Below are 24,366 nucleotides of genomic sequence, written 5' to 3'. Positions count from 1 at the left end.
ACGCGAGTGTGTGCGTTGACGTTTGATTCCGATCAAAAGATAGGCTGCGTTCTTTAACAATTCGAAAGCTGACAATTGCATATTGATTTATGCATATGCGATTGCATCAAAACTTTATCAACGAGAACTATGCTTTGGCCTAGGTCAAAGTTATAGGATCAAGCGACTAAGTGCATACGGTGGATGCCTTGGCGACTACAGGCGATGAAGGACGTGGAAGCCTGCGTTAAGCTGCGGGGAGCTGGCAATCAAGCTTTGATCCGTAGATGTCCGAATGGGGAAACCCACCCGCAAGGGTATCCCCTGCTGAATACATAGGCAGGGGAGGCGAACCGAGTGAACTGAAACATCTAAGTAACTCGAGGAACAGAAATCAACCGAGATTCCGAAAGTAGTGGCGAGCGAAATCGGACCAGCCTGTACGTTTTAGCATCGAGATCAGGGGAACGCTTTGGAAAGGGCGGCCGCAGTGGGTGATAGCCCCGTACCTGAAAATTTCGGTGTGGAACTAGGCGTACGACAAGTAGGGCGGGACACGTGTAATCCTGTCTGAACATGGGGGGACCATCCTCCAAGGCTAAATACTCGTAGTCGACCGATAGTGAACAAGTACCGTGAGGGAAAGGTGAAAAGAACCCCGGGAGGGGAGTGAAATAGATCCTGAAACCGTATGCATACAAAAAGTCGGAGCCCGCAAGGGTGACGGCGTACCTTTTGTATAATGGGTCAGCGACTTACATTCAGTGGCAAGCTTAACCGCATAGGGAAGGCGTAGGGAAACCGAGTCCGAACAGGGCGTTGAGTCGCTGGGTGTAGACCCGAAACCGGATGATCTATCCATGGCCAGGATGAAGGCTGGGTAACACCAGCTGGAGGTCCGAACCGACTAGTGTTGCAAAATTAGCGGATGAGCTGTGGATAGGGGTGAAAGGCTAAACAAATCCGGAAATAGCTGGTTCTCCTCGAAAACTATTTAGGTAGTGCCTCGTGTATCACCTTCGGGGGTAGAGCACTGTTTTGGCTAGGGGGTCATGGCGACTTACCAAACCAAGGCAAACTCCGAATACCGAAGAGTGTGAGCACGGGAGACAGAGCACCGGGTGCTAACGTCCGGACTCAAGAGGGAAACAACCCAGACCGCCAGCTAAGGTCCCTAAATATGGCTAAGTGGGAAACGAAGTGGGAAGGCTTTGACAGTCAGGAAGTTGGCTTAGAAGCAGCCATCCTTTAAAGAAAGCGTAATAGCTCACTGATCGAGTCGTCCTGCGCGGAAGATGTAACGGGGCTAAGCCATATACCGAAGCTGCGGATGTGCGTCAAGCACATGGTAGAGGAGCGTTCCGTAAGCCTGTGAAGGTGTTCTGAAAGGGATGCTGGAGGTATCGGAAGTGCGAATGCTGACATGAGTAGCGTTAAAGGGGGTGAAAAGCCCCCTCGCCGAAAGCGCAAGGTTTCCTACGCAACGTTCATCGGCGTAGGGTGAGTCGGCCCCTAAGGCGAGGCAGAAATGCGTAGCTGATGGGAAACAGGTTAATATTCCTGTACCACTGTCCAGTGCGATGTGGGGACGGAGAAAGTTAGGTGATCCGGGTGTTGGATGTCCCGGTTCAAGCACGTAGGCGTGCCCCTTAGGCAAACCCGGGGGGCTGAGCTGAGATGCGACGACGAGGCGGCTTGCCGCTGAAGTCACTGATACTCTGCTTCCAAGAAAAGCCACTAAGCTTCAGCTGGACATGACCGTACCGCAAACCGACACTGGTGCGCGAGATGAGTATTCTCAGGCGCTTGAGAGAACTCGGGAGAAGGAACTCGGCAAATTTGTACCGTAACTTCGGGATAAGGTACGCCCCTGGTATGTGAAGCCGTACAGGCCGAGCAGAAGGGGGCCGCAGTGAAAAGGTGGCTGCGACTGTTTATTAAAAACACAGCACTCTGCAAACACGAAAGTGGACGTATAGGGTGTGACGCCTGCCCGGTGCCGGAAGGTTAAGTGATGGGGTGCAAGCTCTTGATCGAAGCCCCGGTAAACGGCGGCCGTAACTATAACGGTCCTAAGGTAGCGAAATTCCTTGTCGGGTAAGTTCCGACCTGCACGAATGGCGTAACGATGGCCACACTGTCTCCTCCCGAGACTCAGCGAAGTTGAAATGTTTGTGATGATGCAATCTCCCCGCGGAAAGACGGAAAGACCCCATGAACCTTTACTGTAGCTTTGCATTGGACTTTGAACAGATCTGTGTAGGATAGGTGGGAGGCTTTGAAGCCGGAATGCTAGTTCCGGTGGAGCCAACCTTGAAATACCACCCTGGTGTGTTTGAGGTTCTAACCTTGGTCCTTGAATCAGGACTGGGGACAGTGCATGGTGGGCAGTTTGACTGGGGCGGTCTCCTCCTAAAGCGTAACGGAGGAGTTCGAAGGTACGCTAGGTACGGTCGGAAATCGTGCTGATAGTGCAATGGCATAAGCGTGCTTAACTGCGAGACTGACAAGTCGAGCAGATGCGAAAGCAGGACATAGTGATCCGGTGGTTCTGTATGGAAGGGCCATCGCTCAACGGATAAAAGGTACTCTGGGGATAACAGGCTGATACCGCCCAAGAGTTCATATCGACGGCGGTGTTTGGCACCTCGATGTCGGCTCATCTCATCCTGGGGCTGTAGCCGGTCCCAAGGGTATGGCTGTTCGCCATTTAAAGAGGTACGTGAGCTGGGTTTAAAACGTCGTGAGACAGTTTTGTCCCTATCTTCCGTGGGCGCTGGAAGCTTGAGAGGGGCTGCTCCTAGTACGAGAGGACCGGAGTGGACGCACCCCTGGTGTACCGGTTGTCACGCCAGTGGCATCGCCGGGTAGCTATGTGCGGAAGAGATAACCGCTGAAAGCATCTAAGCGGGAAACTCGCCTCAAGATTAGGCTTCCCTGGAGACTCGATCTCCCTGAAGGGTCGTTGAAGACTACAACGTTGATAGGCTGGGTGTGGAAGCGCAGTAATGCGTTGAGCTAACCAGTACTAATTGCCCGTGAGGCTTGATCCTATAACTTTGATCTAGCATTGACGCAATCGCAGTCAGCTTCTCGAATTGGGTGCACGCCCCAGGCCTGCGCCAACAAGTTACGCCTGATGACCATAGCGAGGTGGTCCCACCCCTTCCCATCCCGAACAGGACCGTGAAACACCTCAGCGCCGATGATAGTGCGCATTCGCGTGTGAAAGTAGGACATCGTCAGGCACCCCTCCCAGCCCGGCCATCACCATGGCCGGGCTTTTGTCATGTTTTCATGCATCATTTCTAGACGTACCTCCTACAAGGAACCACTATGCCAACCATCAATCAGTTGGTTCGCCAAGGGCGTGTCGCGGAAACGCTCAAATCCAAAAGCCCGGCCATGGAAAATTCGCCGCAGCGCCGAGGTGTGTGTACCCGGGTGTACACGACGACTCCGAAGAAGCCGAATTCAGCCCTTCGCAAGGTGGCCAAGGTACGTCTGACCAACGGATTTGAGGTGATTTCCTACATTGGTGGCGAAGGCCATAACCTGCAGGAGCACTCCGTGGTTCTCGTGCGCGGTGGGCGTGTGAAGGATCTTCCGGGCGTGCGCTATCACATCGTGCGCGGTTCGCTTGATCTGCAGGGTGTCAAGGACCGCAAGCAGTCCCGCTCCAAGTACGGCGCCAAGCGTCCGAAGAAGTAATCCGAAGAAGCAAATTACCGTTTTTTCTCCTGGCCGGCTCATTGGTGAGCTGAGTAAGTGCTCCGCCTTTGCGGAGCTTGGGCATTGCCCGACTGAAAATAAGGAACTGATATGTCACGTCGTCGTGTCATCGCCAAGCGCGAGATTCTCCCCGATCCAAAATTCGGCAATCTCGACGTTGCAAAATTCATGAATGTGGTCATGCTTTCTGGCAAGAAGGCCATCGCCGAGAGCATTGTCTACGGCGCATTCGAGACCATCCAGACAAAGACTGGAAAGGACCCGGTGGAAGTGTTCAGCCAGGCGCTGAGCAATGTCAAGCCGGTGGTTGAAGTCAAGTCGCGCCGGGTCGGGGGCGCAAATTACCAAGTTCCCGTGGAAGTGCGCCCGCAGCGGCGCGCTGCGCTGGCCATGCGCTGGCTGCGCGAAGCAGCCAAGAAGCGCGGGGAAAAGTCCATGGCACAGCGCCTGGCCAACGAGCTGATGGAGGCCTCTGAGGGGCGAGGCGCAGCAATGAAGCGGCGCGACGAGGTTCACCGCATGGCAGAGGCCAACAAGGCTTTCTCGCATTTCAGGTTTTAATTTCCGGGATCCATCATGGCAAGAAAGACTCCAATCGAGCGCTATCGGAATATCGGGATTTCGGCGCATATCGATGCCGGAAAGACCACGACGACCGAGCGCATTCTGTTCTATACCGGTGTCAACCACAAAATCGGCGAGGTGCACGATGGCGCCGCGACGATGGACTGGATGGAGCAGGAGCAGGAGCGTGGCATCACCATCACCTCCGCGGCGACGACCTGCTTTTGGAAGGGCATGGATCTTTCGCTGCCGGAACATCGCATCAACATCATCGACACCCCGGGCCACGTCGACTTCACGATCGAGGTGGAGCGCTCCATGCGCGTGCTCGACGGCGCCTGCATGGTCTATTGCGCGGTCGGTGGCGTGCAGCCCCAATCGGAAACCGTTTGGCGCCAAGCCAACAAGTACAAGGTGCCACGCCTGGCCTTTGTCAACAAGATGGATCGCACGGGCGCAAACTTTTTCAAGGTCTACGACCAGATGAAGGGTCGCTTGAAGGCCAATCCGGTGCCCGTCGTCTATCCGATCGGCGCCGAGGAGCATTTCACTGGCGTGGTTGATCTCTTGAAGATGAAAGCGATCATCTGGGATGAGGCCTCCCAGGGCATGAAATTCCAGTACGAGGAAATTCCGTCCGCGCTGCTTGGCGAGGTGGAGAAGTGGCGCTCAAGCATGATCGAGGCTGCCGCCGAGGCGAATGAAGAACTGATGAATCGCTACCTCGAAACGGGGGAATTGAGCGAGGCCGAAATCAAGCAAGGCCTGCGTGCGCGCACGATTGCCGGCGAAATTCAGCCGATGCTCTGCGGTACCGCCTTCAAGAACAAGGGCGTGCAGCGCATGCTTGACGCGGTCATCGATTTCCTGCCGTCGCCGGTTGATATCCCGCCCGTGCACGGCACGGATGACGACGAGCACGATACGGCTCGCCGCGCCAGCGATGACGAGAAGTTTTCGGCTTTGGCGTTCAAGCTGATGACGGACCCCTATGTGGGTCAGTTGACCTTCATCCGCGTGTATTCGGGCGTCCTGGCGTCTGGGGATACCGTGTACAACCCGATCAAGGGCAAGAAGGAGCGCATCGGGCGGCTGCTGCAGATGCACGCCAACCAGCGCGATGAGATCAAGGAAGTGCGCGCCGGCGATATCGCGGCATGCGTGGGGTTGCGTGAAGTGACGACCGGCGAAACGCTTTGCGATCCGGAGTCCATCATCACCCTGGAGAAGATGATTTTCCCGGAGCCTGTGATTTCCCAGGCCGTTGAGCCGAAGACGAAGGCCGATCAGGAAAAGATGGGCATCGCCCTGCAGCGGCTTGCCCAGGAGGATCCGTCGTTCCGGGTCAAGACCGATGAAGAGTCCGGTCAGACCATCATTTCCGGCATGGGGGAACTGCACCTGGAGATCATCGTCGACCGCATGCGGCGCGAGTTCGGCGTGGAGGCCAACGTCGGCAAGCCGCAGGTTGCCTACCGCGAGACCATCCGCAAGACCGTTGACAACGCCGAGGGCAAGTTTGTGCGCCAGTCGGGCGGTAAGGGTCAGTACGGTCACGTCGTGCTGAAGATCGAGCCCAGCGAGCCTGGCAAGGGCTTTCAGTTCGTTGATGCGATCAAGGGTGGCGTCGTGCCGCGCGAATACATTCCTGCCGTCCAGAAGGGTGTCGAGGAATCGCTCAATTCCGGCGTGTTGGCCGGGTATCCCGTGGTCGATGTGAAGGTCACGCTGCATTTCGGCTCCTACCACGAAGTCGACTCCTCGGAGCAGGCCTTCAAAATGGCGGCCTCGATCGGCTTCAAGGATGGTTGCCGCAAGGCCAGCCCCGTCATCCTCGAGCCCATGATGGCAGTTGAGGTGGAGACACCGGAAGACTACGCTGGCAATGTCATGGGTGATCTGTCCTCCAGGCGTGGCATGGTCCAGGGGATGGACGACATCGTCACCGGCGGCAAGGTCATTCGAGCCGAAGTGCCGCTGTCGGAGATGTTCGGCTACTCCACCACGCTGCGCTCCATGTCCCAGGGTCGTGCGACCTACACGATGGAGTTCAAGCACTACGCGGAGGCTCCGCGTAACGTTGCCGAGGCCATTGTCAGCGCGCGTTCCAGCAAGTAACAGTTATCCAATTTCTACCGAGTTCTAGAGGCATTCATCATGGCGAAGAGCAAATTTGAGCGGACCAAGCCACACGTGAACGTGGGGACGATTGGTCACGTGGATCATGGCAAGACCACGCTGACGGCGGCCATCACGACGGTGCTGTCGAAGAAGTTCGGCGGCGAGGCCAAGGCGTATGACCAGATTGATGCGGCGCCGGAGGAGAAGGCGCGGGGCATCACGATCAACACGGCGCACGTGGAGTACGAGACGGCGAACCGGCACTATGCGCACGTGGACTGTCCGGGGCACGCGGACTACGTGAAGAACATGATCACGGGTGCGGCGCAGATGGACGGGGCGATTTTGGTGGTGTCGGCGGCCGACGGCCCGATGCCGCAAACGCGCGAGCACATTTTGCTGGCCCGCCAGGTGGGGGTGCCGTACATCATCGTGTTTTTGAACAAGTGCGACATGGTGGATGACGCCGAGCTGCTCGAGCTGGTGGAGATGGAGGTGCGCGAGCTGCTGTCGAAGTATGACTTTCCCGGCGACGACACGCCGATCATCAAGGGTTCGGCCAAGCTGGCGCTCGAGGGCGACAAGGGCGAGCTGGGGGAGCAGGCCATTCTGAAGCTGGCCGATGCGCTGGACACGTACATTCCGACGCCGGAGCGCGCGGTGGACGGGGCGTTCCTGATGCCTGTGGAGGACGTGTTTTCGATCTCCGGGCGCGGCACGGTGGTCACCGGGCGTGTGGAGCGGGGCGTGATCAAGGTGGGCGAGGAAATCGAGATCGTCGGTCTCAAGCCCACGCTGAAGACGACCTGCACGGGCGTGGAGATGTTCCGCAAGCTGCTCGACCAGGGCCAGGCGGGGGACAACGTGGGGATTTTGCTGCGCGGCACCAAGCGCGAGGAAGTCGAGCGCGGCCAGGTGCTGTGCAAGCCCGGCTCCATCAAGCCCCACACCCACTTCACGGCTGAGGTGTACGTGCTGTCGAAGGACGAGGGCGGGCGTCACACCCCGTTCTTCAACAACTACCGCCCGCAGTTCTACTTCCGCACCACCGACGTCACCGGCGCCATCGAATTGCCCGAGGGCAAGGAAATGGTCATGCCCGGCGATAATGTCAGCATCACCGTCAAACTCATCGCCCCCATCGCCATGGAAGAAGGCCTGCGCTTCGCCATCCGCGAAGGTGGCCGCACCGTCGGTGCCGGCGTCGTCGCAAAAATTCTCGAGTAAAGCAGAGGCTCGCCTCACATTTCCCGCTCTTTGGAACAGCAATGCAAAGTCAAAAAATCCGCATTCGCCTCAAGGCATTCGACTATCGGCTCATCGACCAGTCCGCGCTTGAGATCGTTGATACCGCCAAGCGCACCGGTGCCATTGTGAAGGGGCCGGTTCCGCTTCCAACCCGCCTGCAGCGTTTCGACGTCCTGCGATCGCCACATGTGAACAAGAGTTCCCGCGATCAGTTCGAGATTCGCACGCATCAGCGGCTGATGGATATCGTCGATCCCACGGACAAGACGGTGGATGCGTTGATGAAGCTGGATCTGCCGGCTGGTGTGGATGTGGAAATTAAGTTGCAGTAAAGGCTAGTCAGTCGTAAGCCAGTTCGCTATACTGGCGTGCTTTTCAACGTTGCCCTTGGATGTGCACGCGCATTTCAGGGCAAGCAATGTCCGGGCCTGTGCCCGGTGTTGTGTGTGTCAAATCGCAGCCCAGTCTGCCAATGACGCCAGCCAATCGCAGCTGGCATGGAGAAAACAATGAGTACGCAAGCACTCGGCCTTGTTGCGCGCAAGGTCGGCATGATGCGAGTCTTCACGGATGACGGGGTGTCGATTCCCGTGACCGTTCTGGACGTTTCTCGCAACGCCGTGGCGCAAGTCCGCCAGGCCGACAAGGATGGCTATAGCGCCGTCCAGGTTGCCTTCGGCGCGACGAAGCCTTCCTCGTTAACCAAAGCGGAAGCCGGCCACTTGGCCAAGGCTGCAATTGAGCCTGCCAAATTGCTTTGCGAATTCCGCGTCCCCGCCGATGTGGCCGCCGCCTATCAGCCGGGCGCTGCCCTGTCGGCTTCCCTGTTTGCCGTCGGCCAGTACGTGGACGTGCGTGGCCTGACCATCGGCAAGGGCTACGCCGGTGCCATCAAGCGCCACCACTTCTCCTCGAACCGGGCCTCCCATGGCAACTCGGTCACGACGCGTGCGCCGGGTTCCATCGGTATGGCGCAGGACCCGGGGCGTGTGTTCCCGGGCAAGCGCATGTCTGGCCGTTTGGGCGGGACCAATGTGACGATCCAGAATCTGGAGGTGGTCCGGGTTGACGCGGAGCGGGATCTGATCATGGTCAAGGGCTCAATCCCTGGCGCGGATTCAGGGTGTGTAACCTTGCGTCCCGCGGTCAAGAAAGCTGGAGTTCAGTCATGACCCAATTGCATTACGTCGCAGCCGATGGTGCTCCCGGAGTCGCCTTTGACGCCCCCGACACCATTTTCGGGCGCGAGTACAACGAGGCCCTGATCCACCAGATCGTGATTGCCTACCAGGCGAACGCCCGTGCTGGCACGCGTGCGCAAAAGGATCGCGCCGAAGTCAAGCACTCAACGCGCAAGCCGTGGCGCCAGAAGGGTACAGGTCGGGCCCGTGCGGGCATGACCAGCTCCCCGCTGTGGCGTGGGGGCGGTCGGATTTTCCCGAATGCTGCGGATGAGAATTTCACGCAGAAGATCAACAAGAAGATGTATCGCGCCGGGATGCGTTCCATTTTGTCGCAGCTGGCGCGCGAAGGGCGGGTTGTCGTCGTGGACGAGCTCGCGGTCGACGCGCCGAAGACGAAATTGCTGGCGACAAAGCTCAGGTCCATGGGCCTGGATTCGGTGCTGTACATCGCTGATTCAATCGACGAGAAGCTGATGCTTGCGGCGCGCAACTTGCCGAATGTGTTGCTGGTCGAGCCGCGTTACATGGACCCTCTGTCGCTGATCTATTACAAGAAGATCCTGATTGCCAAGGGCGCGTTCGTTAAGCTGCAGGAGATGCTGTCATGAGCCAGCAACAGACACGAGAACAACGTTTGATGCAGGTGCTGCTCGCGCCCATCATTTCCGAGAAGGCGACCATGCTCGCGGACAAGCGCAACCAGGTTGCGTTTCGTGTGCGCCAGGATGCAAGCAAGGACGAGATCAAGGCTGCGGTCGAGGCCTTTTTCAAGGTGCAGGTGACCTGCGTCCAGGTGCTGAACCAGAAGGGCAAGGTCAAGCGCACGTCGCGTGGCGTGGGTCATCGCAATAATGTTCGCAAAGCCTACGTCAGCTTGGCGGCCGGACAGGAACTGAATTTCGCCCAGGAGGGTGTCTAACATGGCAGTCGTCAAGGTGAAGCCGACTTCAGCCGGTCGTCGGGCTGTGGTGAAGGTGGTGCACAAGCATCTGCACAAGGGTGAGCCCGAGAAGAGCCTGCTCGAGCCGCAAAAGCAAAATGCCGGCCGTAACAACAACGGCCACATCACGGTGCGCCATCGCGGCGGCGGTAACAAGCAGCACTACCGCGTGGTGGATTTCCGGCGCGACAAGGACGGGATTCCGGCGAAGGTGGAGCGTATCGAATACGACCCCAACCGCACGGCGCACATCGCCTTGCTTTGCTATGCGGATGGTGAGCGTCGCTACATCATCGCTCCGCGCGGTATCGAAGTCGGCAGCTCGGTCGTGAGTGGGTCCGAGGCGCCGATCAAGGTGGGAAATTGCCTGCCCATCCGCAGCATCCCGGTGGGTTCGACAATCCATTGCATCGAGCTGCTGGCGGGCAAGGGTGCGCAAATGATCCGCTCCGCGGGGTCTTCAGCGGTGTTGATGGCCCGGGAGGGTGTCTACGCGCAGGTTCGCCTGCGCTCGGGCGAAGTGCGCAAGATTCACGTCGAGTGCCGCGCCACCATCGGCGAAGTCAGCAACGAAGAAAACAGTTTGCGGCAGTATGGTAAAGCTGGTGCCAAGCGCTGGAAGGGCATCCGCCCGACCGTGCGCGGTGTGGCTATGAACCCAATTGATCACCCGCATGGCGGTGGCGAAGGACGGACGGGCGAAGGTCGTACGCCGGTCAGCCCGTGGGGTACCCCGACCAAGGGTTACCGCACGCGTCAGAACAAGCGCACGCAGGGCATGATCGTCTCGCGCCGTAAAAAGTAAGCTAGAGGCCCAGATATGACACGTTCTCTCAAAAAAGGCCCGTTTTGCGATCTGCACCTGATGCGCAAGATCGAAAGCGCTGTGGCCACCAAAGACAAGAAGCCGATCAAGACCTGGTCACGCCGCTCCACGGTGCTGCCCGAGTTCATCGGTGTGACGATTGCCGTGCACAACGGCCGGCAACATGTGCCCGTGTACATCACGGATCAGATGGTCGGCCACAAACTCGGTGAGTTTGCGCTGACCCGCACGTTCAAGGGTCATCCTGCGGACAAGAAAGCGGCCAAGAGGTAAGAACCATGGAAACACGAGCAGTATTGCGCGGTGTTCGGCTGTCCGAGCAGAAGGGCCGGTTGGTGGCTGATCTGATTCGCGGCAAGAAAGTTGACCACGCCCTCAACACCCTGGCGTTCACTCCGAAGAAGTCGGCGCAGATCATCAAGAAAGTGCTGGAGTCGGCCATCGCCAACGCCGAGCACAACGATGGTGCGGACATTGACGAACTGAAGGTCAAGTCCATCATGGTGGAGCGTGGTGCTTCGCTCAAGCGCTTCTCGGCGCGTGCGAAGGGGCGTGGCAATCGCATTGTCAAGCCCACCTGCCACATCTACATCACCGTTGGAAACTAAGGACTCGAGATGGGACAGAAAATCAACCCAACCGGTTTTAGACTGGCGGTCACGCACGATTGGTCCTCGCGTTGGTACGCCAGCGGCGCCCAGTTTGCCAAGATGCTCAACGAAGACATCGCGGTGCGCGAGTTCCTGGCCAAAAAGCTGAAAGCTGCCTCAGTGTCGCGCATCATCATTGAGCGTCCGGCGAAAAATGCACGGATTACGATTTTTAGCGCGCGGCCTGGTGTGGTCATTGGCAAGAAGGGCGAAGATATCGAAGCGCTCAAGTCCGAGTTGACGAAGCGACTTGGGGTGCCCGTGGCCGTGGACATCGAGGAAGTGCGCAAGCCCGAGATTGATGCCAAGCTGATTGCGGACTCAATCACGCAACAGCTCGAAAAGCGCATCATGTTCCGGCGCGCGATGAAGCGTGCGATGCAAAATGCAATGCGCCTTGGCGCGCAGGGCATCAAGATTATGTCGTCCGGGCGCCTCAACGGGATTGAAATTGCCCGTACGGAATGGTACCGGGAGGGTCGCGTGCCGTTGCAGACGCTGCGTGCGGACATCGACTATGGCTTTTCCGAAGCCAAAACCACGTATGGCGTGATTGGTGTGAAGGTCTGGGTCTACAAGGGCGATACGCTGGGTCGTGGCGCTCTGGCGCAGAAGGCTGCCGAGACCGCCGAGCCTGAGCGTCGTCCCCGCCGCGATGACAAGTCTGGCGCACGTCGCAACCGCCGGCCCGATGCCGGTCGCGGCGATGCGCACACGGCCACCGCAGCCGCGCCCGCGGCGCCCACTGAAAAGCGCGTACGGAAAGTCAGCAAGCCCGAGGCAGCGGCTGCCGTGCCGAGCAAGCAAGGAGAATCGTCATGATGCAACCTGCGCGTCGCAAATACCGCAAGGAGCAAAAGGGCCGCAACAAGGGTGTGGCAACGCGTGGAGCCTCTGTGGCTTTTGGCGAATATGGGCTCAAAGCCACGACTCGCGGGCGTCTGACGGCGCGCCAAATCGAGTCGGCTCGGCGTGCCATTTCGCGCCACGTCAAGCGCGGTGGGCGTATCTGGATTCGCGTGTTTCCGGATAAACCCATTTCGATCAAGCCTGCTGAAGTCCGCATGGGTAACGGCAAGGGCAACCCCGAGTATTACGTGTCGGAAATCACGCCCGGTAAGGTCCTGTATGAAATCGATGGCGTACCTGAGCAGCTGGCCCGCGAAGCGTTTGAGCTTGCAGCTGCCAAGCTGCCATTCCGTACCGTCTTCGTCGGTCGCCGTTTTGGCCTTTGAGGTGAGATGATGAATCTGGAAGAAATGCGCAAACTGGATCAGACCGGTTTGCAAAATGAATTGAACGCACTGCTCAAGGCGCATATGGGTTTGCGCATGCAAAAGGCGACGCAGCAGTTGCAAAACACCAGCCAGCTGATGAAAGTGCGGCGTGACATCGCGCGCGTTCGGACGCTGATTCGTCAAACAGTCACGCAGGAGTCATGATGTCGACAGCGGAAGGATTGACCCGTGTGCTGACGGGGCGGGTGGTCAGCGACAAACGCACCAAGACGGTTACCGTTTTGGTCGAGCGTCGCGTCCAGCACGAACTGTATGGCAAATACATCGTGCGCTCCAAGAAGTACAGTGCACACGATGAGGAAGGGCAATTTCACCTGGGCGACCTGGTGGAGATTGCCGAGTCGCGCCCCATTTCCAAGACCAAATCCTGGGTGGTGACGCGTCTGGTTGAAAAGTCCAGGTTGGTCTGAGGCGCTTTGATTCGGGCGTTGCAGCGGGGAGTCGGTGCGGGGTTTGGCCCCGCCGGGACCGTGCCCCGCAGCAAAATCGCCTCGGACATGTGCCGCAGCGCTCAAAAATCTCGAGCGGACCTTGACATTTGGGTTCGTTCAAGTAAAAATATCTAGTTCTGCGCTTTTGCGCTTCACAATCCCACTCGCTGGGCCCAAGACTGTCGGCATGCTGCTTGATGCCGCCAAGTTGGGAAAGAATTTCAGGATTCCACATGATTCAGATGCAATCAAGGCTGGATGTTGCTGACAACACTGGCGCGAAGACCGTTATGTGCATCAAGGTGCTCGGCGGGTCCAAGCGTCGCTATGCCGGCATCGGCGACGTCATCAAGGTCAGCATCAAGGAAGCCGCGCCGCGTGGGCGTGTGAAAAAGGGCGAAGTGTTCAACGCTGTTGTCGTGCGCACCGCCAAGGGCGTGCGCCGCGCCGATGGTTCGTTGATCAAGTTCGATACGAACGCGGCGGTCCTTCTGAATGCCAAGCTGGAGCCGATTGGGACCCGCATTTTCGGGCCGGTCACGCGCGAGCTTCGCACCGAGCGTTTCATGAAGATTGTTTCCCTCGCACCCGAAGTGCTGTAAGAGGTCGACCATGAACAAAATCCACAGGGGCGACGAAGTCGTCGTCATCGCCGGAGCCGACAAAGGGCGGCGTGCCAAGGTGCTTGCGCGCCATGGGGCGGAGCATCTGATCGTTGAGGGTGTGAATCTCGTGAAGCGTCATACGCGTCCGAACCCAATGCAAAACCAGCCCGGCGGCGTCGTGTCCAAGGAAATGCCCATTCATCAAAGCAATGTGGCGATTTTTAATCCGGCGTCCGGCAAGGCAGATCGTGTCGGCATTAGTTCCCTCTCTGACGGCAACAAGGTTCGCGTGTTCCGTTCGAGTGGCGAGCAAATCAAGGTTTAACTGGGGGCGTTATGTCGCGCTTGCAAGAGTTTTACAAGGGCCAAGTCGTGCCTGATCTGCAAAAGCAGTTCGGCTACAAGTCGGTCATGGAGGTTCCGCGCATCACCAAGATCACGCTCAACATGGGCGTATCCGAGGCGGTTGCAGACAAGAAGGTCATCGAGCATGCAGTGGGCGACATGACCAAGATTGCCGGGCAGAAGCCTGTGGTGACCAAGGCGCGCAAGGCCATTGCGGCCTTCAAGGTGCGCGAGGGCATGCCGATCGGGTGCTCAGTCACGCTGCGCGGTGGGCGCATGTATGAGTTTCTCGATCGCTTGATCACGGTGGCGCTGCCGCGCGTGCGCGACTTCCGCGGTGTGTCGTCGCGCGCGTTTGACGGTCGCGGCAACTACAACATCGGGGTGAAAGAGCAGATTATTTTCCCTGAGGTCGAGTATGACAAGGTCGACGCGCTGCGTGGACTGAATATCAGCATCACGACGACCGCGAAGTCGGACGACGAATGCAAGGCGCTGCTGTCCGCGTTCCGCTTTCCCTTTAAGAATTGAGATTGCCATGGCCAAGCTTTCACTGATCAATCGGCAAGATAAGCGCGAAAAGCTCGTGCAGAAGTTCGCTGCGAAGCGTGCTGCGCTTGAGGCTGTCATCGCTGATTCGAGCAAATCGCATGAGGAGCATCTCCAGGCCCGACTGGCGCTGCAGCAGTTGCCCCGGAACGCAAACCCCACGCGCCTGCGCAATCGTTGTGCGCTGACGGGGCGTCCGCGCGGGACGTTTCGCAAGTTCGGACTTGCCCGCAACAAGATTCGTGAATTGGCGTTTCGTGGGGAAATCCCCGGCGTCACCAAGTCCAGCTGGTAATGCGGCTATCGGAAGTCACCGGAGAACATTTTTATGAGCATGAGTGATCCCATTGCCGACATGCTGACGCGCATCCGCAATGCGCAGATGGTCGAGAAGGCTAGCGTGAAGATGCCAGCGTCGAAGCTCAAGGCGGCTATCGCCCAAGTGCTTCAGGATGAAGGCTACATTGACGGCTATGAGCTGGTGCGTGATGGTGCCAAGGCTGATCTGCAGATTGCGCTGAAGTACTACGCAGGGCGCCCGGTGATCGAGCGCATCGAGCGCGTCAGTCGCCCCGGCTTGCGTATCTATCGTGGGCGACACGCCATTCCCCAGGTCCTGAACGGACTGGGTGTCGCCATCGTCTCCACGCCGAAGGGTGTGATGACCGACCGCAAGGCGCGCCAGGTCGGCGTCGGCGGCGAGGTCCTTTGTTATGTTGCCTAATTGAGGGCTGGCCATGTCGCGAGTCGCCAAGAATCCCATTGTTGTGCCCAAGGGCGTGGAAGTCTCCCTGTCGCCCGAACAAATTGCCGTTAAGGGTGGGCTCGGTCGTCTGGACCGCCCGCTGAATCCGCTGGTGAAGGTCGAGTTCGAGAATGGCGCGCTGACGTTCGCCCCGTCGGACGAGAGCCGTGAGGCCCATGCGCTCTCCGGGACATTCCGCGCCTTGGTCGCGGGAATGGTTGCCGGCGTGGACAAGGGCTTCGAGAAAAAGCTGACGCTCATTGGCGTTGGCTACAAGGCTCAGGTCCAGGGGGCCAAGCTGAACCTCGCTCTTGGTTTTTCCCATCCCGTCGTGCGTGACATGCCAGAGGGCATCAAGGTGGAGACGCCCACCCCGACGGAGATCGTGCTCAAGGGTGTGGATAAGCAGCTCGTCGGTCAGGTGGCTGCCGATATCCGTGCCATTCGTCCGCCCGAGCCCTACAAGGGCAAAGGGGTTCGCTACGCCAATGAGGTCGTGGTGATCAAGGAAACCAAGAAGAAATAAGGGGTTGTGAAATGTTGAATAAGAAACAAGCCCGTCTGCGCCGCGCCAAGTCAACGCGCGCCCATATTGCCCGCTTGGATGTGACGCGCCTGGCGGTGCATCGTTCGAACGCGCATATCTATGCAAGCATCATCTCCGATGACGGGGCGCGGGTGCTGATGACAGCATCGACAGCTGAGCCCGAAGTGCGGCAACAGCTCCAGGGGTCGGGGGGCAATGTCGGTGCAGCGCAAATCGTTGGCAAGCGCATCGCCGAGAAGGCGCGGGCCGCAGGCATTGAACAAGTCGCCTTCGATCGCTCCGGCTTTCAGTATCACGGCCGCGTCAAGGCGTTGGCTGAAGCTGCCCGCGAAGCTGGTTTGAAATTCTGAGGTTGAGATGGCCAAAATCCAAGCAAAGATGAACACCGAAGCCCGTGATGACGGTCTGCGGGAGAAGATGATCGCGGTGAACCGCGTCACCAAGGTGGTCAAGGGTGGCCGTATTCTTGGTTTCGCCGCTCTTGCCGTGGTGGGCGACGGCGACGGGCGCATCGGCATGGGCAAGGGCAAAGCGCGTGAAGTGCCTGTTGCCGTGCAAAAAGCCATGGACCAGGCACGGCGCAACATGGTCAAGGTCAAGCTCAAGAATGGCACCTTGCACCATCAGGTGTACGGGAGTCACGCCGCCTCCGACGTCATGATGTCCCCCGCGCCGCAAGGCACGGGCATCATTGCGGGCGGCCCGATGCGCGCCATCTTTGAGGTGGTCGGCATCACGGATGTGGTTGCGAAGAGTCATGGCTCCACCAACCCCTACAACATGGTTCGTGCCACGCTGGACGGTCTCACGAAGGCCAATACGCCTTCTGAAATCGCCATGAAGCGCGGCAAGAGCGTCGAAGAAATCCTCGGCTGAGGTCTGCCATGCAAGACAAGAAAGAAGTCAGAGTGAAGTTGGTGCGTAGTGTGATCGGCACGCGCTCGGACCATCGCGATACGGTTCGCGGGTTGGGCCTGCGTCATATCAACGACGAGCGCACCCTGGAAGACACGCCGTCAGTTCGCGGCATGATTCGCAAAGTCGATTATCTGGTGAAGGTCATCGCCTGATTGGGCATGGTCTACCCTCATTTGTGAGATTCAGCATGCAACTCAATACCATTCAGCCCGCCGAAGGCGCGACCCATAGCAATAAGCGCGTGGGTCGCGGCATTGGGTCAGGCTTGGGGAAGACTGCCGGGCGAGGCCACAAGGGCCAGAAGTCACGCTCGGGCGGCTATCATAAGGTCGGTTTTGAAGGCGGCCAGATGCCGCTGCAACGCCGCTTGCCCAAGCGTGGATTCAAGTCGCCGACGGCGAAGTTCAAGGCGGAAGTCCGCCTGTCCGAGTTGTCTGCAATCAAGGGCGATCAGGTCGACTTGCTGACGCTGAAGGCGGCGGGCCTCATTTCTGATCAGGCGCTATCGGCGAAGATCTTCGCCTCCGGTGGCGTGGATCGCGGGTTCACCGTGACCGGCGTTGCGGTGACCCGCGGGGCACGCGTGGCGATCGAGGCCGCCGGCGGTACGGTGGCTGCGCCGCAAGACTAAGCTAAGCACGGGACCTGCCATGGCCACACAATCAAGCGCACTCGGTAGCGGGAAATATGGGGACTTGACCAAGCGCCTCCTTTTTCTGCTGGGCGCATTGATTGTGTTCCGCATTGGCGCGCACATTCCCGTGCCTGGTATCAATCCGCAGCAGTTGCAGCAGCTGTTCCAGAACAATTCGGGAGGCATCCTCGGGCTGTTCAACATGTTCTCGGGCGGCGCCCTGTCGCGCTTTACGGTCTTTGCGCTGGGAATCATGCCGTACATTTCGGCATCGATCATCATGCAATTGCTGACCTACGTGCTGCCCTCGATGGAAGCGCTGAAAAAGGAAGGCGAGGCGGGTCGCCGGAAGATCACCCAGTACACACGCTATTTCACGCTTGTGCTGGCGATTTTCCAGTCGCTCGGTATTTCGGTGGCACTGAGCTCTGCGCATGGGCTGGTTCTTGATCCGGGCATTGGCTTCAAGCTCACCGCTGTCGTAAGCCTCACGGCGGGAACCATGTTCCTGATGTGGCTGGGCGAGCAGATCACGGAACGCGGCTTGGGTAATGGTATTTCGATCATTATCTTTGCAGGCATCGCGTCTGGATTGCCCACGGCGCTGGGTGGTTTGCTTGAATTGGTCCGTACGGGTGCGATGAGCATTCTCGTGTCCATCTTCGTGCTGGCAATCGTCGTCGCGGTGACATATTTCGTGGTATTTGTGGAGCGTGGCCAGCGCAAAATCCTGGTCAACTACGCGCGCCGGCAGGTCGGAAACAAGGTGTATGGAGGTCAGTCGTCCCATCTGCCGCTGAAACTGAATATGTCTGGCGTCATTCCACCGATCTTCGCATCGTCAATCATTCTGTTGCCTGCAACAGTGGTGAGTTGGTTCGGAGCCGGAGCCGGCATGAGTTGGCTCAAGGATGCCGCCGCACTCCTTTCTCCTGGGCAGCCGATTTACATCGCTCTGTATGCCGGGGCGATCATATTCTTTACGTTTTTCTATACGGCGCTTGTTTTCAATAGCCGTGAGACGGCTGATAATCTAAAGAAGAGTGGCGCATTCATCCCGGGTATCCGCCCGGGTGAGCAGACGGCACGGTATATCGACAAAATACTCATGCGCCTGACCCTGGCGGGCGCGCTTTACATCACACTGGTTTGCCTGCTTCCCGAGTTTTTGGTGCTCAAATATAATGTGCCATTTAATTTTGGCGGGACGTCGCTGCTGATCATTGTGGTGGTGACCATGGATTTCATGGCACAGGTGCAGGCTTACGCGATGTCGCATCAATACGATGCGTTGCTCAAGCGTGCGAATTTCAAAAGTGGCATGACGTTGCGCTGAGGCCCGAACTTTTCTATGTCTAAGGATGATGCCATTCAAATGCAAGGGGAGATTCTTGAAAATCTTCCCAATGCAACCTTCCGGGTCAAGCTGGAAAACGGCCACGTCGTCCTCGGCCACATTTCCGGCAAGATGCGGATGCATTACATCCGCATCTTGCCCGGCGACAAGGTCACTGTTGAACTCACGCCCTACGATCTGACGCGCGCGCGGATCGTATTTCGTGCCAAATAAACGAGGTAAATCATGAAAGTTAGTGCGTCCATCAAGAAGATGTGCAGAAACTGCAAGATCATCCGCCGCAAGGGCGTGGTGCGTGTGATCTGTACCGACCCCCGCCATAAGCAGCGTCAGGGTTAACCGGCCTTATTTGAATCGAGGAATCCAATGGCCCGTATTGCTGGTATCAATATTCCCCCGCATCAGCACGCTGAAATCGGTCTGACTGCGATCTATGGCATTGGCCGAACCACGGCGCGCAAGATTTGCGACGCTGCGGGCGTCGCCTATTCGACAAAGGTGAAAGACATCACCGATGCCGAACTCGAGAAGGTGCGAGAGCAGGTTGGCCAATTCGTCATCGAAGGTGACCTGCGCCGCGAGGTCTCAATCAACATCAAGCGCCTGATGGACCTGGGCTGCTATCGTGGCATGCGCCATCGCCGCGGCCTGCCGGTTCGCGGTCAGCGCACACGCACAAACGCCCGCACCCGCAAGGGCCCGCGCAAGGGCGCTGCAGCGCTGAAGAAATAAGCATACAAGGACGAAGTCATGGCTAAAGGTTCAACGCAGGGTTCGGCGCAGCGCACGCGCAAGAAGGTTCGCAAGAATGTGGCGGACGGGATTGCGCACGTGCACGCCTCCTTCAACAACACCATCATCACCATTACGGATCGCCAGGGCAACGCGTTGTCCTGGGCGTCCTCCGGTGGTCAAGGTTTCAAGGGTTCGCGCAAATCCACCCCGTTTGCAGCGCAGGTGGCGGCGGAAAATGCAGGACGCCAAGCCATTGAGTGCGGCATCAAGCAACTCGAAGTGCGTATCAAGGGTCCCGGCCCAGGGCGCGAGTCCGCAGTACGTGCGTTGAATGGCTTGGGTATCAAGGTGATCCAGATTGCTGATGTCACCCCTGTGCCCCACAACGGTTGCCGCCCGCCCAAGCGTCGTCGCATCTGAGCGCGCCCGGTCAGGATCAATACAACGCGGTGCTCGCGCCGCCAAGCCCACTGCTTGGGTCTTGCGACCCAAGCTCCCGCAGCACAGTCTGCGGCAGTTGATTTAAAGGAAATAGCAAGTGGCACGTTATCTCGGCCCAAGGCCAAACTCTCCCGCCGCGAAGGCTCCGATCTCTTTCTGAAGAGTGCGCGCCGTGGCATCGAATCCAAGGCCAAATTCGACACGAAGCCCGGCCAGCACGGACGTACGTCCGGCTCACGGCAGTCGGATTACGCAACGCAACTGCGCGAAAAGCAGAAGGTCAAGCGGATGTATGGCTTGCTGGAAAAGCAGTTTCACCGGACCTATGAAAAGGCCCAGAGCTTGCGCGGCAACACCGGCGTGAATCTGCTGACGCTGCTTGAGTCGCGTCTGGATACGGTGGTCTACCGCATGGGTTTTGCCTCCACGCGAGCAGAGGCGCGCCAGCTCGTGAGCCATCGAGGCATCGTGGTTGACGGGACCGTGCTCGATATTCCGTCGGCGCGCGTCATGCCCGGCCAGACCGTGGCCGTTCGCGAAAAGGCAAAGAAGCAACTGCGGATTGCCGATGCACTGAAGCTTGCCGAGGGCAACGGGTTCCCGGCCTGGGTCCAAGTCGACCCGAGCAAGATGGAAGCCGTGTTCAAGAAAACGCCAGACCGTGACGAATTCGCAAGCGACATCAACGAGTCGCTGATTGTCGAACTTTATTCCCGTTGATCTGCACTGTGCGTGCAGCGAGCCGGTGAGGAACCCTCACGGGCTCGCTTCGGGGTTGCTGGGGCGCTGTCGCGCCTTTGTTTCGTAGTCGTCAGCCTTATCCGTGTAACGAGCGGAGGGTATTGAAAGGAAATTCATGCAAACCGCATTGCTTCGTCCGAAATCCATCCAAGTTGAAGCCCTGGGCCCGTTGCGCGCCAAGGTGACCCTGGAGCCGTTTGAGCGCGGCTATGGCCATACGCTCGGCAACGCGCTGCGCCGCGTATTGCTGTCATCGCTGGTGGGGTACGCCCCGACCGAGGTGAGTATTAACGGCGTGTTGCACGAGTACTCGGTGGTCGACGGCCTTCAGGAGGATGTGATTGCCGTTCTTCTCAACCTCAAGGGCGTGGTGTTCAAGCTTCATAACCGCGACGAAGTCACGCTGTCGCTGCGCAAGGAAGGTGAGGGGGTAGTCACTGCGGCTGACATCCAGACGCCGCATGACGTGGAGATTGTGAATCCCGAACACGTGATTGCGCACCTGTCGCAGCAGGGGAAGCTGGACATGCAGATCAAGGTCGAGAAGGGCCGCGGTTATGTGCCCGGCAACCTGCGTCGCTATGCGGACGAAGGTGGCAAGATCATCGGCCGCATCGTGCTGGATGCCTCGTTCTCGCCCGTGCGCCGCGTCAGCTACGCGGTTGAGAACGCGCGCGTTGAGCAGCGCACCGATCTGGACAAGCTGGTCATGGAAATTGAGACGAACGGGTCGACGAGCGCCGAAGAGGCCATTCGCACCGCTGCTCGCATCCTCGTGGAGCAGTTGTCCGTGTTTGCCAGCTTGGAAGGGGCGGAAAAGGCGCTGGAGGCGGGCGGTTCGGCGAGTGCCCAGCAATTCGACCCCATCCTTTTGCGTCCTGTGGATGACCTGGAGCTGACCGTGCGTTCGGCCAATTGCCTCAAGGCTGAAAACATCTACTACATCGGGGATCTGATCCAGCGCAGTGAGACGGAGCTGCTGAAGACGCCTAATCTTGGACGCAAATCGCTCAACGAGATCAAGGAAGTGCTGGCTGCCCGGGGTCTGACCCTGGGCATGAAGCTGGAAAGCTGGCCCCCGGCCGAGCTGGAAACGCGCCCGAACTGATTGGATGCCGCCCGGGAGCCGGGCGGCATATTTTGAACCGCCGCACCCGCATGCATGTCATGCGCAAGACGGTATCGTGCAAGGCCAGTACCTGATACGGCTGGCTTCAACATAACGAAAGGAAAGCACTATGCGCCACGGACACGGTCTGCGCAAACTGAACCGCACCACAAGCCACAGGCTGGCCATGTTGCGCAACATGGCGAACTCGCTGATCGCGCATGAGGCGATCAAGACCACCCTGCCCAAGGCCAAGGAATTGCGCCGGGTCGTCGAACCCCTGATTACGCTGGGCAAGAAGCCTTCGCTGGCGAACCGCCGCTTGGCATTCGATCGACTGCGTGACCGCGATTCCGTGGTCAAGCTGTTTGGTGAACTTGGCGAACGCTACAAGACGCGGCCGGGCGGGTACACGCGCATTCTCAAATTCGGCTATCGCGTGGGTGATAACGCCCCCATGGCCTTGGTTGAACTGGTTGATCGCCCCGACGAGGCTTCGCCCGCTGAAGGGAAGGCGGCCGAGTAAGGCGCGCGGGTTCCACACCGCGCGTTCGCGCTCAACGCCGATTGCCCGGCGCAGGCCTGCTTGGAAGGCCGGCGCCGGGTTTTGTTTTTGGGGCACGGGCAAGGACGATGGTTGGGGAACAGCGGCGAGCTGGTGACCCCCAATACCCGATGGCAGCAACTGCGATGGAAGGAACAGTGCAAGGCAAAGCCCTGCTGGACGTGCGTGGCCTGCGCAAGCGCTACGCTGGCGAGGATGTCGTGCGCGACCTCACCTTCGCGATCCGGCCTGGGGAATGTTTTGGGATCATTGGCCCAAACGGAGCCGGCAAGACCACCACCATACGCCTATGTCTCGGCTTGGCGCAGCCGGATGCAGGCAGCATTGAGCTCATGGGCCACGCCGTGCCAGAGCACGCCCGGCTGGCCCGTATGCACGTGGGCGTCGTGACGCAGTTCGACAGCCTGGACCCGGATTTCACGGTTGAAGAGAATCTCTTGATCTACGGCCGGTATTTCGGACTGCGCGACGCGCAGACACGGCCCCGCATCGCTGGATTGCTCGAATTTGCGGGGCTGCAGGGCAAGGCGCATGCGCGGATTGCAGAGTTGTCGGGTGGCATGAAGCGCCGCCTGAGCTTGGCGCGGGCGCTGATTCACGAGCCGGCCATCATTTTTCTGGATGAACCCACGACCGGGCTGGACCCGCAGGCGCGGCACCTCATCTGGGATCGTCTCAAGTCCCTCCTGGCCGTGGGAAAATCCATCCTGCTCACAACGCACTTCATGGAGGAGGCCGAGCGCCTTTGCCAGCGCGTTCTGGTCATGGATCATGGACGCGGCTTGGATGACGGTGCGCCATTCGAACTCATTGCGCGGCATGTCGAACCCGACGTGATCGAGATGTATGGCGCGCGCGTGGACGAGGCTCAGAGCCTGGCTGCTGCGTACGCGCAACGCATGGAACGCAGCGGTGACACCTTGTTTGCGTACGCGGCCGACGGCACGGCCTTGGTTGCAGCGATGCAGCCGCTGACAAACGGATTGCGCATCCTCCACCGCTCGGCCAATCTTGAAGATGTGTTCCTCAAGCTGACGGGTCGGCAGTTGCGTGATTGAGGACAGATTCCCATCCGCGCCGACCATACTCTGAGTCCGCCCCATGCCCCCTTTTTTGCGTTCCGAACGCGCCGTTGGACAAGCCGCTGCGCCCGATGAAGGCCCGCGGGGCCCGCACTGGCGATTTGTGCCCGTATGGCAGCGCAACGCGCTCGTTTGGCGCAAGCTTGCGCTGCCGAGCTTGCTCGGCAATATCGCCGAGCCGCTGCTGACGCTGGCTGCCTTTGGCTGGGGCGTTGGCTCGCTGGTTGGCACGGTGGGTGGCGTGCCATACATCCTCTTCCTTGCCTCGGGCACGGTGAGCATGAGCGTCATGAACTCGGCGAGCTTTGAGGCGCTGTACTCGGCCTTTTCGCGCATGCACGTGCAGAAGACGTGGGACGCAATTCTGCTCACGCCCACCGCGCTGGATGATGTTTTGCTCGGTGAGCTCCTGTGGGCTTCAACCAAGGCACTGATGAGCGGGGCCGCCCTTGTGCTCGTTGTGGCGATTCTTGGCATCAGCCGTCACCCTTCGCTGCTTTTGGCACTACCGTTGCTCGCCTTGGTGGGCATGCTGTTTTCTGCGCTTGGTTTGATCGTCAACGCCCTGGCGAAATCCTATGATTTTTTCACCTACTATTTCACCCTTGTGCTGACACCGATGAGCTTTTTGTCCGGCATCTTTTTTCCCCTGTCGGCCATGCCCATGTGGTTGCAAAAGCTCGCTGAAGTGCTACCGCTACAGGCGGCAGTCCAGCTCGTGCGCCCGCTCTTTTTTGGCCGCTGGGATGCGCATGCCGCGCTGCATTTGAGCGTTCTTTTCGCTTACTTGGTGGGAGGATGGCTACTCGCCCGGCAGCTGACGCACAGGCGATTTGCGGCGTGATGGAGCATGCAGGGCACAAGTCCCGGTTGGAGTCCCCGGGCAAGTCAGATGTTCATCCGCTGCGCCTAAATTTCGTGAATGGGCCCAGGCCAAGCTTGAATATCAAGCTTGGCTTATATTTCGAACGAGGATTGCGGTGGCTAGGATGCCACCGCAACCCGGGCTCCGCGCCCGGGT

General features: G+C 58.8%; 34 protein-coding genes, 2 rRNA genes and 1 pseudogene. All 37 read left to right on the top strand.

Translation table 11 applies throughout. The features are described 5' to 3' along the window. Positions 1–156: 156 nt before the first annotated feature. The 37 genes and pseudogenes from CD04_RS0116990 (at position 157) to CD04_RS0116815 (ending at position 24,189) form a co-directional block, all read left to right on the top strand. Positions 157–3,032 (top strand): 23S ribosomal RNA (locus CD04_RS0116990). 82 nt (positions 3,033–3,114) lie between these two features. Continuing rightward, positions 3,115–3,227: ribosomal RNA gene (rrf, locus tag CD04_RS0116985) — 5S ribosomal RNA — on the top strand. Between the two features lie 88 nt (positions 3,228–3,315). Then, entirely contained in the window at positions 3,316–3,690 is a 375-nt protein-coding gene (gene rpsL / locus CD04_RS0116980) for a 30S ribosomal protein S12 (protein ID WP_031408931.1), read from the top strand. A gap of 111 nt (positions 3,691–3,801) precedes the next feature. Then, positions 3,802–4,272, top strand: coding sequence for a 30S ribosomal protein S7 (rpsG, locus tag CD04_RS0116975; protein WP_031408929.1), 471 nt, complete (start codon positions 3,802–3,804; stop codon positions 4,270–4,272). A gap of 15 nt (positions 4,273–4,287) precedes the next feature. Next, positions 4,288–6,393 carry an elongation factor G gene (fusA, locus tag CD04_RS0116970; RefSeq protein WP_031408927.1) on the top strand — a complete coding sequence of 702 codons (2,106 nt, stop codon included), beginning with the start codon at positions 4,288–4,290 and terminating at the stop codon, positions 6,391–6,393. 39 nt (positions 6,394–6,432) lie between these two features. Beyond that, complete coding sequence (gene tuf / locus CD04_RS0116965; protein WP_031407240.1) at positions 6,433–7,623, top strand: elongation factor Tu; 1,191 nt, start codon at positions 6,433–6,435, stop codon at positions 7,621–7,623. A gap of 41 nt (positions 7,624–7,664) precedes the next feature. Continuing rightward, positions 7,665–7,976: a 30S ribosomal protein S10 gene (gene rpsJ, locus CD04_RS0116960; RefSeq protein WP_031408925.1), complete on the top strand. Its 312-nt coding sequence runs from the start codon at positions 7,665–7,667 to the stop codon at positions 7,974–7,976. A gap of 165 nt (positions 7,977–8,141) precedes the next feature. Continuing rightward, complete coding sequence (rplC, locus tag CD04_RS0116955; protein WP_031408924.1) at positions 8,142–8,816, top strand: 50S ribosomal protein L3; 675 nt, start codon at positions 8,142–8,144, stop codon at positions 8,814–8,816. After that, entirely contained in the window at positions 8,813–9,436 is a 624-nt protein-coding gene (rplD, locus tag CD04_RS0116950) for a 50S ribosomal protein L4 (protein WP_031408922.1), read from the top strand. Before rplC ends, rplD begins: the two co-directional genes overlap by 4 nt. Beyond that, positions 9,433–9,747, top strand: a complete 315-nt coding sequence (rplW, locus tag CD04_RS0116945) for a 50S ribosomal protein L23 (protein ID WP_031408920.1) — start codon at positions 9,433–9,435, stop codon at positions 9,745–9,747. The genes rplD and rplW overlap by 4 nt, the downstream gene beginning before the upstream one ends. 1 nt (position 9,748) lies before the next feature. Further along, positions 9,749–10,573, top strand: coding sequence for a 50S ribosomal protein L2 (gene rplB / locus CD04_RS0116940; protein WP_031408918.1), 825 nt, complete (start codon positions 9,749–9,751; stop codon positions 10,571–10,573). 15 nt (positions 10,574–10,588) lie between these two features. Then, the gene (gene rpsS, locus CD04_RS0116935) at positions 10,589–10,867 is read left to right on the top strand and encodes a 30S ribosomal protein S19 (RefSeq protein ID WP_031408917.1); all 279 of its coding nucleotides are present in this window, start codon (positions 10,589–10,591) and stop codon (positions 10,865–10,867) included. A 5-nt stretch (positions 10,868–10,872) separates the two neighbouring features. Continuing rightward, entirely contained in the window at positions 10,873–11,202 is a 330-nt protein-coding gene (gene rplV, locus CD04_RS0116930; protein WP_031408915.1) for a 50S ribosomal protein L22, read from the top strand. A gap of 9 nt (positions 11,203–11,211) precedes the next feature. Continuing rightward, the gene (gene rpsC, locus CD04_RS0116925; protein WP_031408913.1) at positions 11,212–12,066 is read left to right on the top strand and encodes a 30S ribosomal protein S3; all 855 of its coding nucleotides are present in this window, start codon (positions 11,212–11,214) and stop codon (positions 12,064–12,066) included. Further along, complete coding sequence (rplP, locus tag CD04_RS0116920; protein WP_031408911.1) at positions 12,063–12,479, top strand: 50S ribosomal protein L16; 417 nt, start codon at positions 12,063–12,065, stop codon at positions 12,477–12,479. The genes rpsC and rplP overlap by 4 nt, the downstream gene beginning before the upstream one ends. 9 nt (positions 12,480–12,488) lie before the next feature. Beyond that, positions 12,489–12,686: a 50S ribosomal protein L29 gene (gene rpmC, locus CD04_RS0116915; protein ID WP_031408909.1), complete on the top strand. Its 198-nt coding sequence runs from the start codon at positions 12,489–12,491 to the stop codon at positions 12,684–12,686. Continuing rightward, positions 12,683–12,952: a 30S ribosomal protein S17 gene (rpsQ, locus tag CD04_RS0116910; protein WP_038168489.1), complete on the top strand. Its 270-nt coding sequence runs from the start codon at positions 12,683–12,685 to the stop codon at positions 12,950–12,952. Before rpmC ends, rpsQ begins: the two co-directional genes overlap by 4 nt. Positions 12,953–13,206: 254 nt before the next feature. After that, entirely contained in the window at positions 13,207–13,575 is a 369-nt protein-coding gene (gene rplN / locus CD04_RS0116905; protein WP_031408905.1) for a 50S ribosomal protein L14, read from the top strand. A 10-nt stretch (positions 13,576–13,585) separates the two neighbouring features. Next, entirely contained in the window at positions 13,586–13,903 is a 318-nt protein-coding gene (gene rplX, locus CD04_RS0116900) for a 50S ribosomal protein L24 (RefSeq protein WP_031408903.1), read from the top strand. A gap of 11 nt (positions 13,904–13,914) precedes the next feature. Then, positions 13,915–14,454 carry a 50S ribosomal protein L5 gene (gene rplE, locus CD04_RS0116895; RefSeq protein WP_031408901.1) on the top strand — a complete coding sequence of 180 codons (540 nt, stop codon included), beginning with the start codon at positions 13,915–13,917 and terminating at the stop codon, positions 14,452–14,454. 7 nt (positions 14,455–14,461) lie between these two features. Next, complete coding sequence (gene rpsN, locus CD04_RS0116890) at positions 14,462–14,767, top strand: 30S ribosomal protein S14 (RefSeq protein ID WP_031408899.1); 306 nt, start codon at positions 14,462–14,464, stop codon at positions 14,765–14,767. A gap of 33 nt (positions 14,768–14,800) precedes the next feature. After that, complete coding sequence (gene rpsH, locus CD04_RS0116885) at positions 14,801–15,196, top strand: 30S ribosomal protein S8 (protein WP_031408897.1); 396 nt, start codon at positions 14,801–14,803, stop codon at positions 15,194–15,196. Positions 15,197–15,209: 13 nt separating this feature from the next. After that, on the top strand, positions 15,210–15,743 hold the full coding sequence (rplF, locus tag CD04_RS0116880; RefSeq protein ID WP_031408896.1) for a 50S ribosomal protein L6: 534 nt from the start codon (positions 15,210–15,212) through the stop codon (positions 15,741–15,743). 14 nt (positions 15,744–15,757) lie between these two features. After that, positions 15,758–16,114 (top strand): 50S ribosomal protein L18, encoded by a 357-nt coding sequence (gene rplR, locus CD04_RS0116875; RefSeq protein ID WP_031408894.1) that lies wholly within the window; start codon positions 15,758–15,760, stop codon positions 16,112–16,114. Between the two features lie 7 nt (positions 16,115–16,121). Beyond that, positions 16,122–16,640, top strand: a complete 519-nt coding sequence (rpsE, locus tag CD04_RS0116870) for a 30S ribosomal protein S5 (protein WP_038168483.1) — start codon at positions 16,122–16,124, stop codon at positions 16,638–16,640. 8 nt (positions 16,641–16,648) lie between these two features. Continuing rightward, the gene (gene rpmD / locus CD04_RS0116865; RefSeq protein WP_031408890.1) at positions 16,649–16,834 is read left to right on the top strand and encodes a 50S ribosomal protein L30; all 186 of its coding nucleotides are present in this window, start codon (positions 16,649–16,651) and stop codon (positions 16,832–16,834) included. A gap of 35 nt (positions 16,835–16,869) precedes the next feature. Further along, positions 16,870–17,313 carry a 50S ribosomal protein L15 gene (gene rplO, locus CD04_RS0116860; RefSeq protein ID WP_031408888.1) on the top strand — a complete coding sequence of 148 codons (444 nt, stop codon included), beginning with the start codon at positions 16,870–16,872 and terminating at the stop codon, positions 17,311–17,313. Between the two features lie 19 nt (positions 17,314–17,332). Further along, on the top strand, positions 17,333–18,652 hold the full coding sequence (gene secY / locus CD04_RS0116855) for a preprotein translocase subunit SecY (protein WP_031408886.1): 1,320 nt from the start codon (positions 17,333–17,335) through the stop codon (positions 18,650–18,652). A gap of 15 nt (positions 18,653–18,667) precedes the next feature. Further along, a complete protein-coding gene (gene infA / locus CD04_RS0116850; RefSeq protein ID WP_031408885.1) occupies positions 18,668–18,886 on the top strand; it encodes a translation initiation factor IF-1 in 219 nt (72 codons plus the stop codon). A 12-nt stretch (positions 18,887–18,898) separates the two neighbouring features. Continuing rightward, entirely contained in the window at positions 18,899–19,012 is a 114-nt protein-coding gene (gene rpmJ, locus CD04_RS23350) for a 50S ribosomal protein L36 (protein WP_081858059.1), read from the top strand. 27 nt (positions 19,013–19,039) lie between these two features. Continuing rightward, positions 19,040–19,405, top strand: coding sequence for a 30S ribosomal protein S13 (rpsM, locus tag CD04_RS0116845; RefSeq protein WP_031408883.1), 366 nt, complete (start codon positions 19,040–19,042; stop codon positions 19,403–19,405). A gap of 18 nt (positions 19,406–19,423) precedes the next feature. Next, positions 19,424–19,828: a 30S ribosomal protein S11 gene (rpsK, locus tag CD04_RS0116840; protein ID WP_031408881.1), complete on the top strand. Its 405-nt coding sequence runs from the start codon at positions 19,424–19,426 to the stop codon at positions 19,826–19,828. 118 nt (positions 19,829–19,946) lie between these two features. Further along, positions 19,947–20,569: pseudogene (gene rpsD, locus CD04_RS0116835) on the top strand (30S ribosomal protein S4). Positions 20,570–20,705: 136 nt separating this feature from the next. Beyond that, positions 20,706–21,698: a DNA-directed RNA polymerase subunit alpha gene (rpoA, locus tag CD04_RS0116830; RefSeq protein WP_031408877.1), complete on the top strand. Its 993-nt coding sequence runs from the start codon at positions 20,706–20,708 to the stop codon at positions 21,696–21,698. A 130-nt stretch (positions 21,699–21,828) separates the two neighbouring features. Continuing rightward, a complete protein-coding gene (rplQ, locus tag CD04_RS0116825) occupies positions 21,829–22,224 on the top strand; it encodes a 50S ribosomal protein L17 (RefSeq protein WP_031408875.1) in 396 nt (131 codons plus the stop codon). A gap of 149 nt (positions 22,225–22,373) precedes the next feature. Continuing rightward, entirely contained in the window at positions 22,374–23,321 is a 948-nt protein-coding gene (locus CD04_RS0116820) for an ATP-binding cassette domain-containing protein (RefSeq protein ID WP_197033153.1), read from the top strand. A gap of 43 nt (positions 23,322–23,364) precedes the next feature. Next, on the top strand, positions 23,365–24,189 hold the full coding sequence (locus tag CD04_RS0116815; protein WP_081858058.1) for an ABC transporter permease: 825 nt from the start codon (positions 23,365–23,367) through the stop codon (positions 24,187–24,189). Positions 24,190–24,366: the final 177 nt, after the last annotated feature.

It is taken from the genome of Thiomonas sp. FB-Cd (genome assembly GCF_000733775.1).
Taxonomy (GTDB): domain Bacteria; phylum Pseudomonadota; class Gammaproteobacteria; order Burkholderiales; family Burkholderiaceae_C; genus Thiomonas_A.
This window is presented reverse-complemented; position numbering and strand designations above follow the sequence as displayed.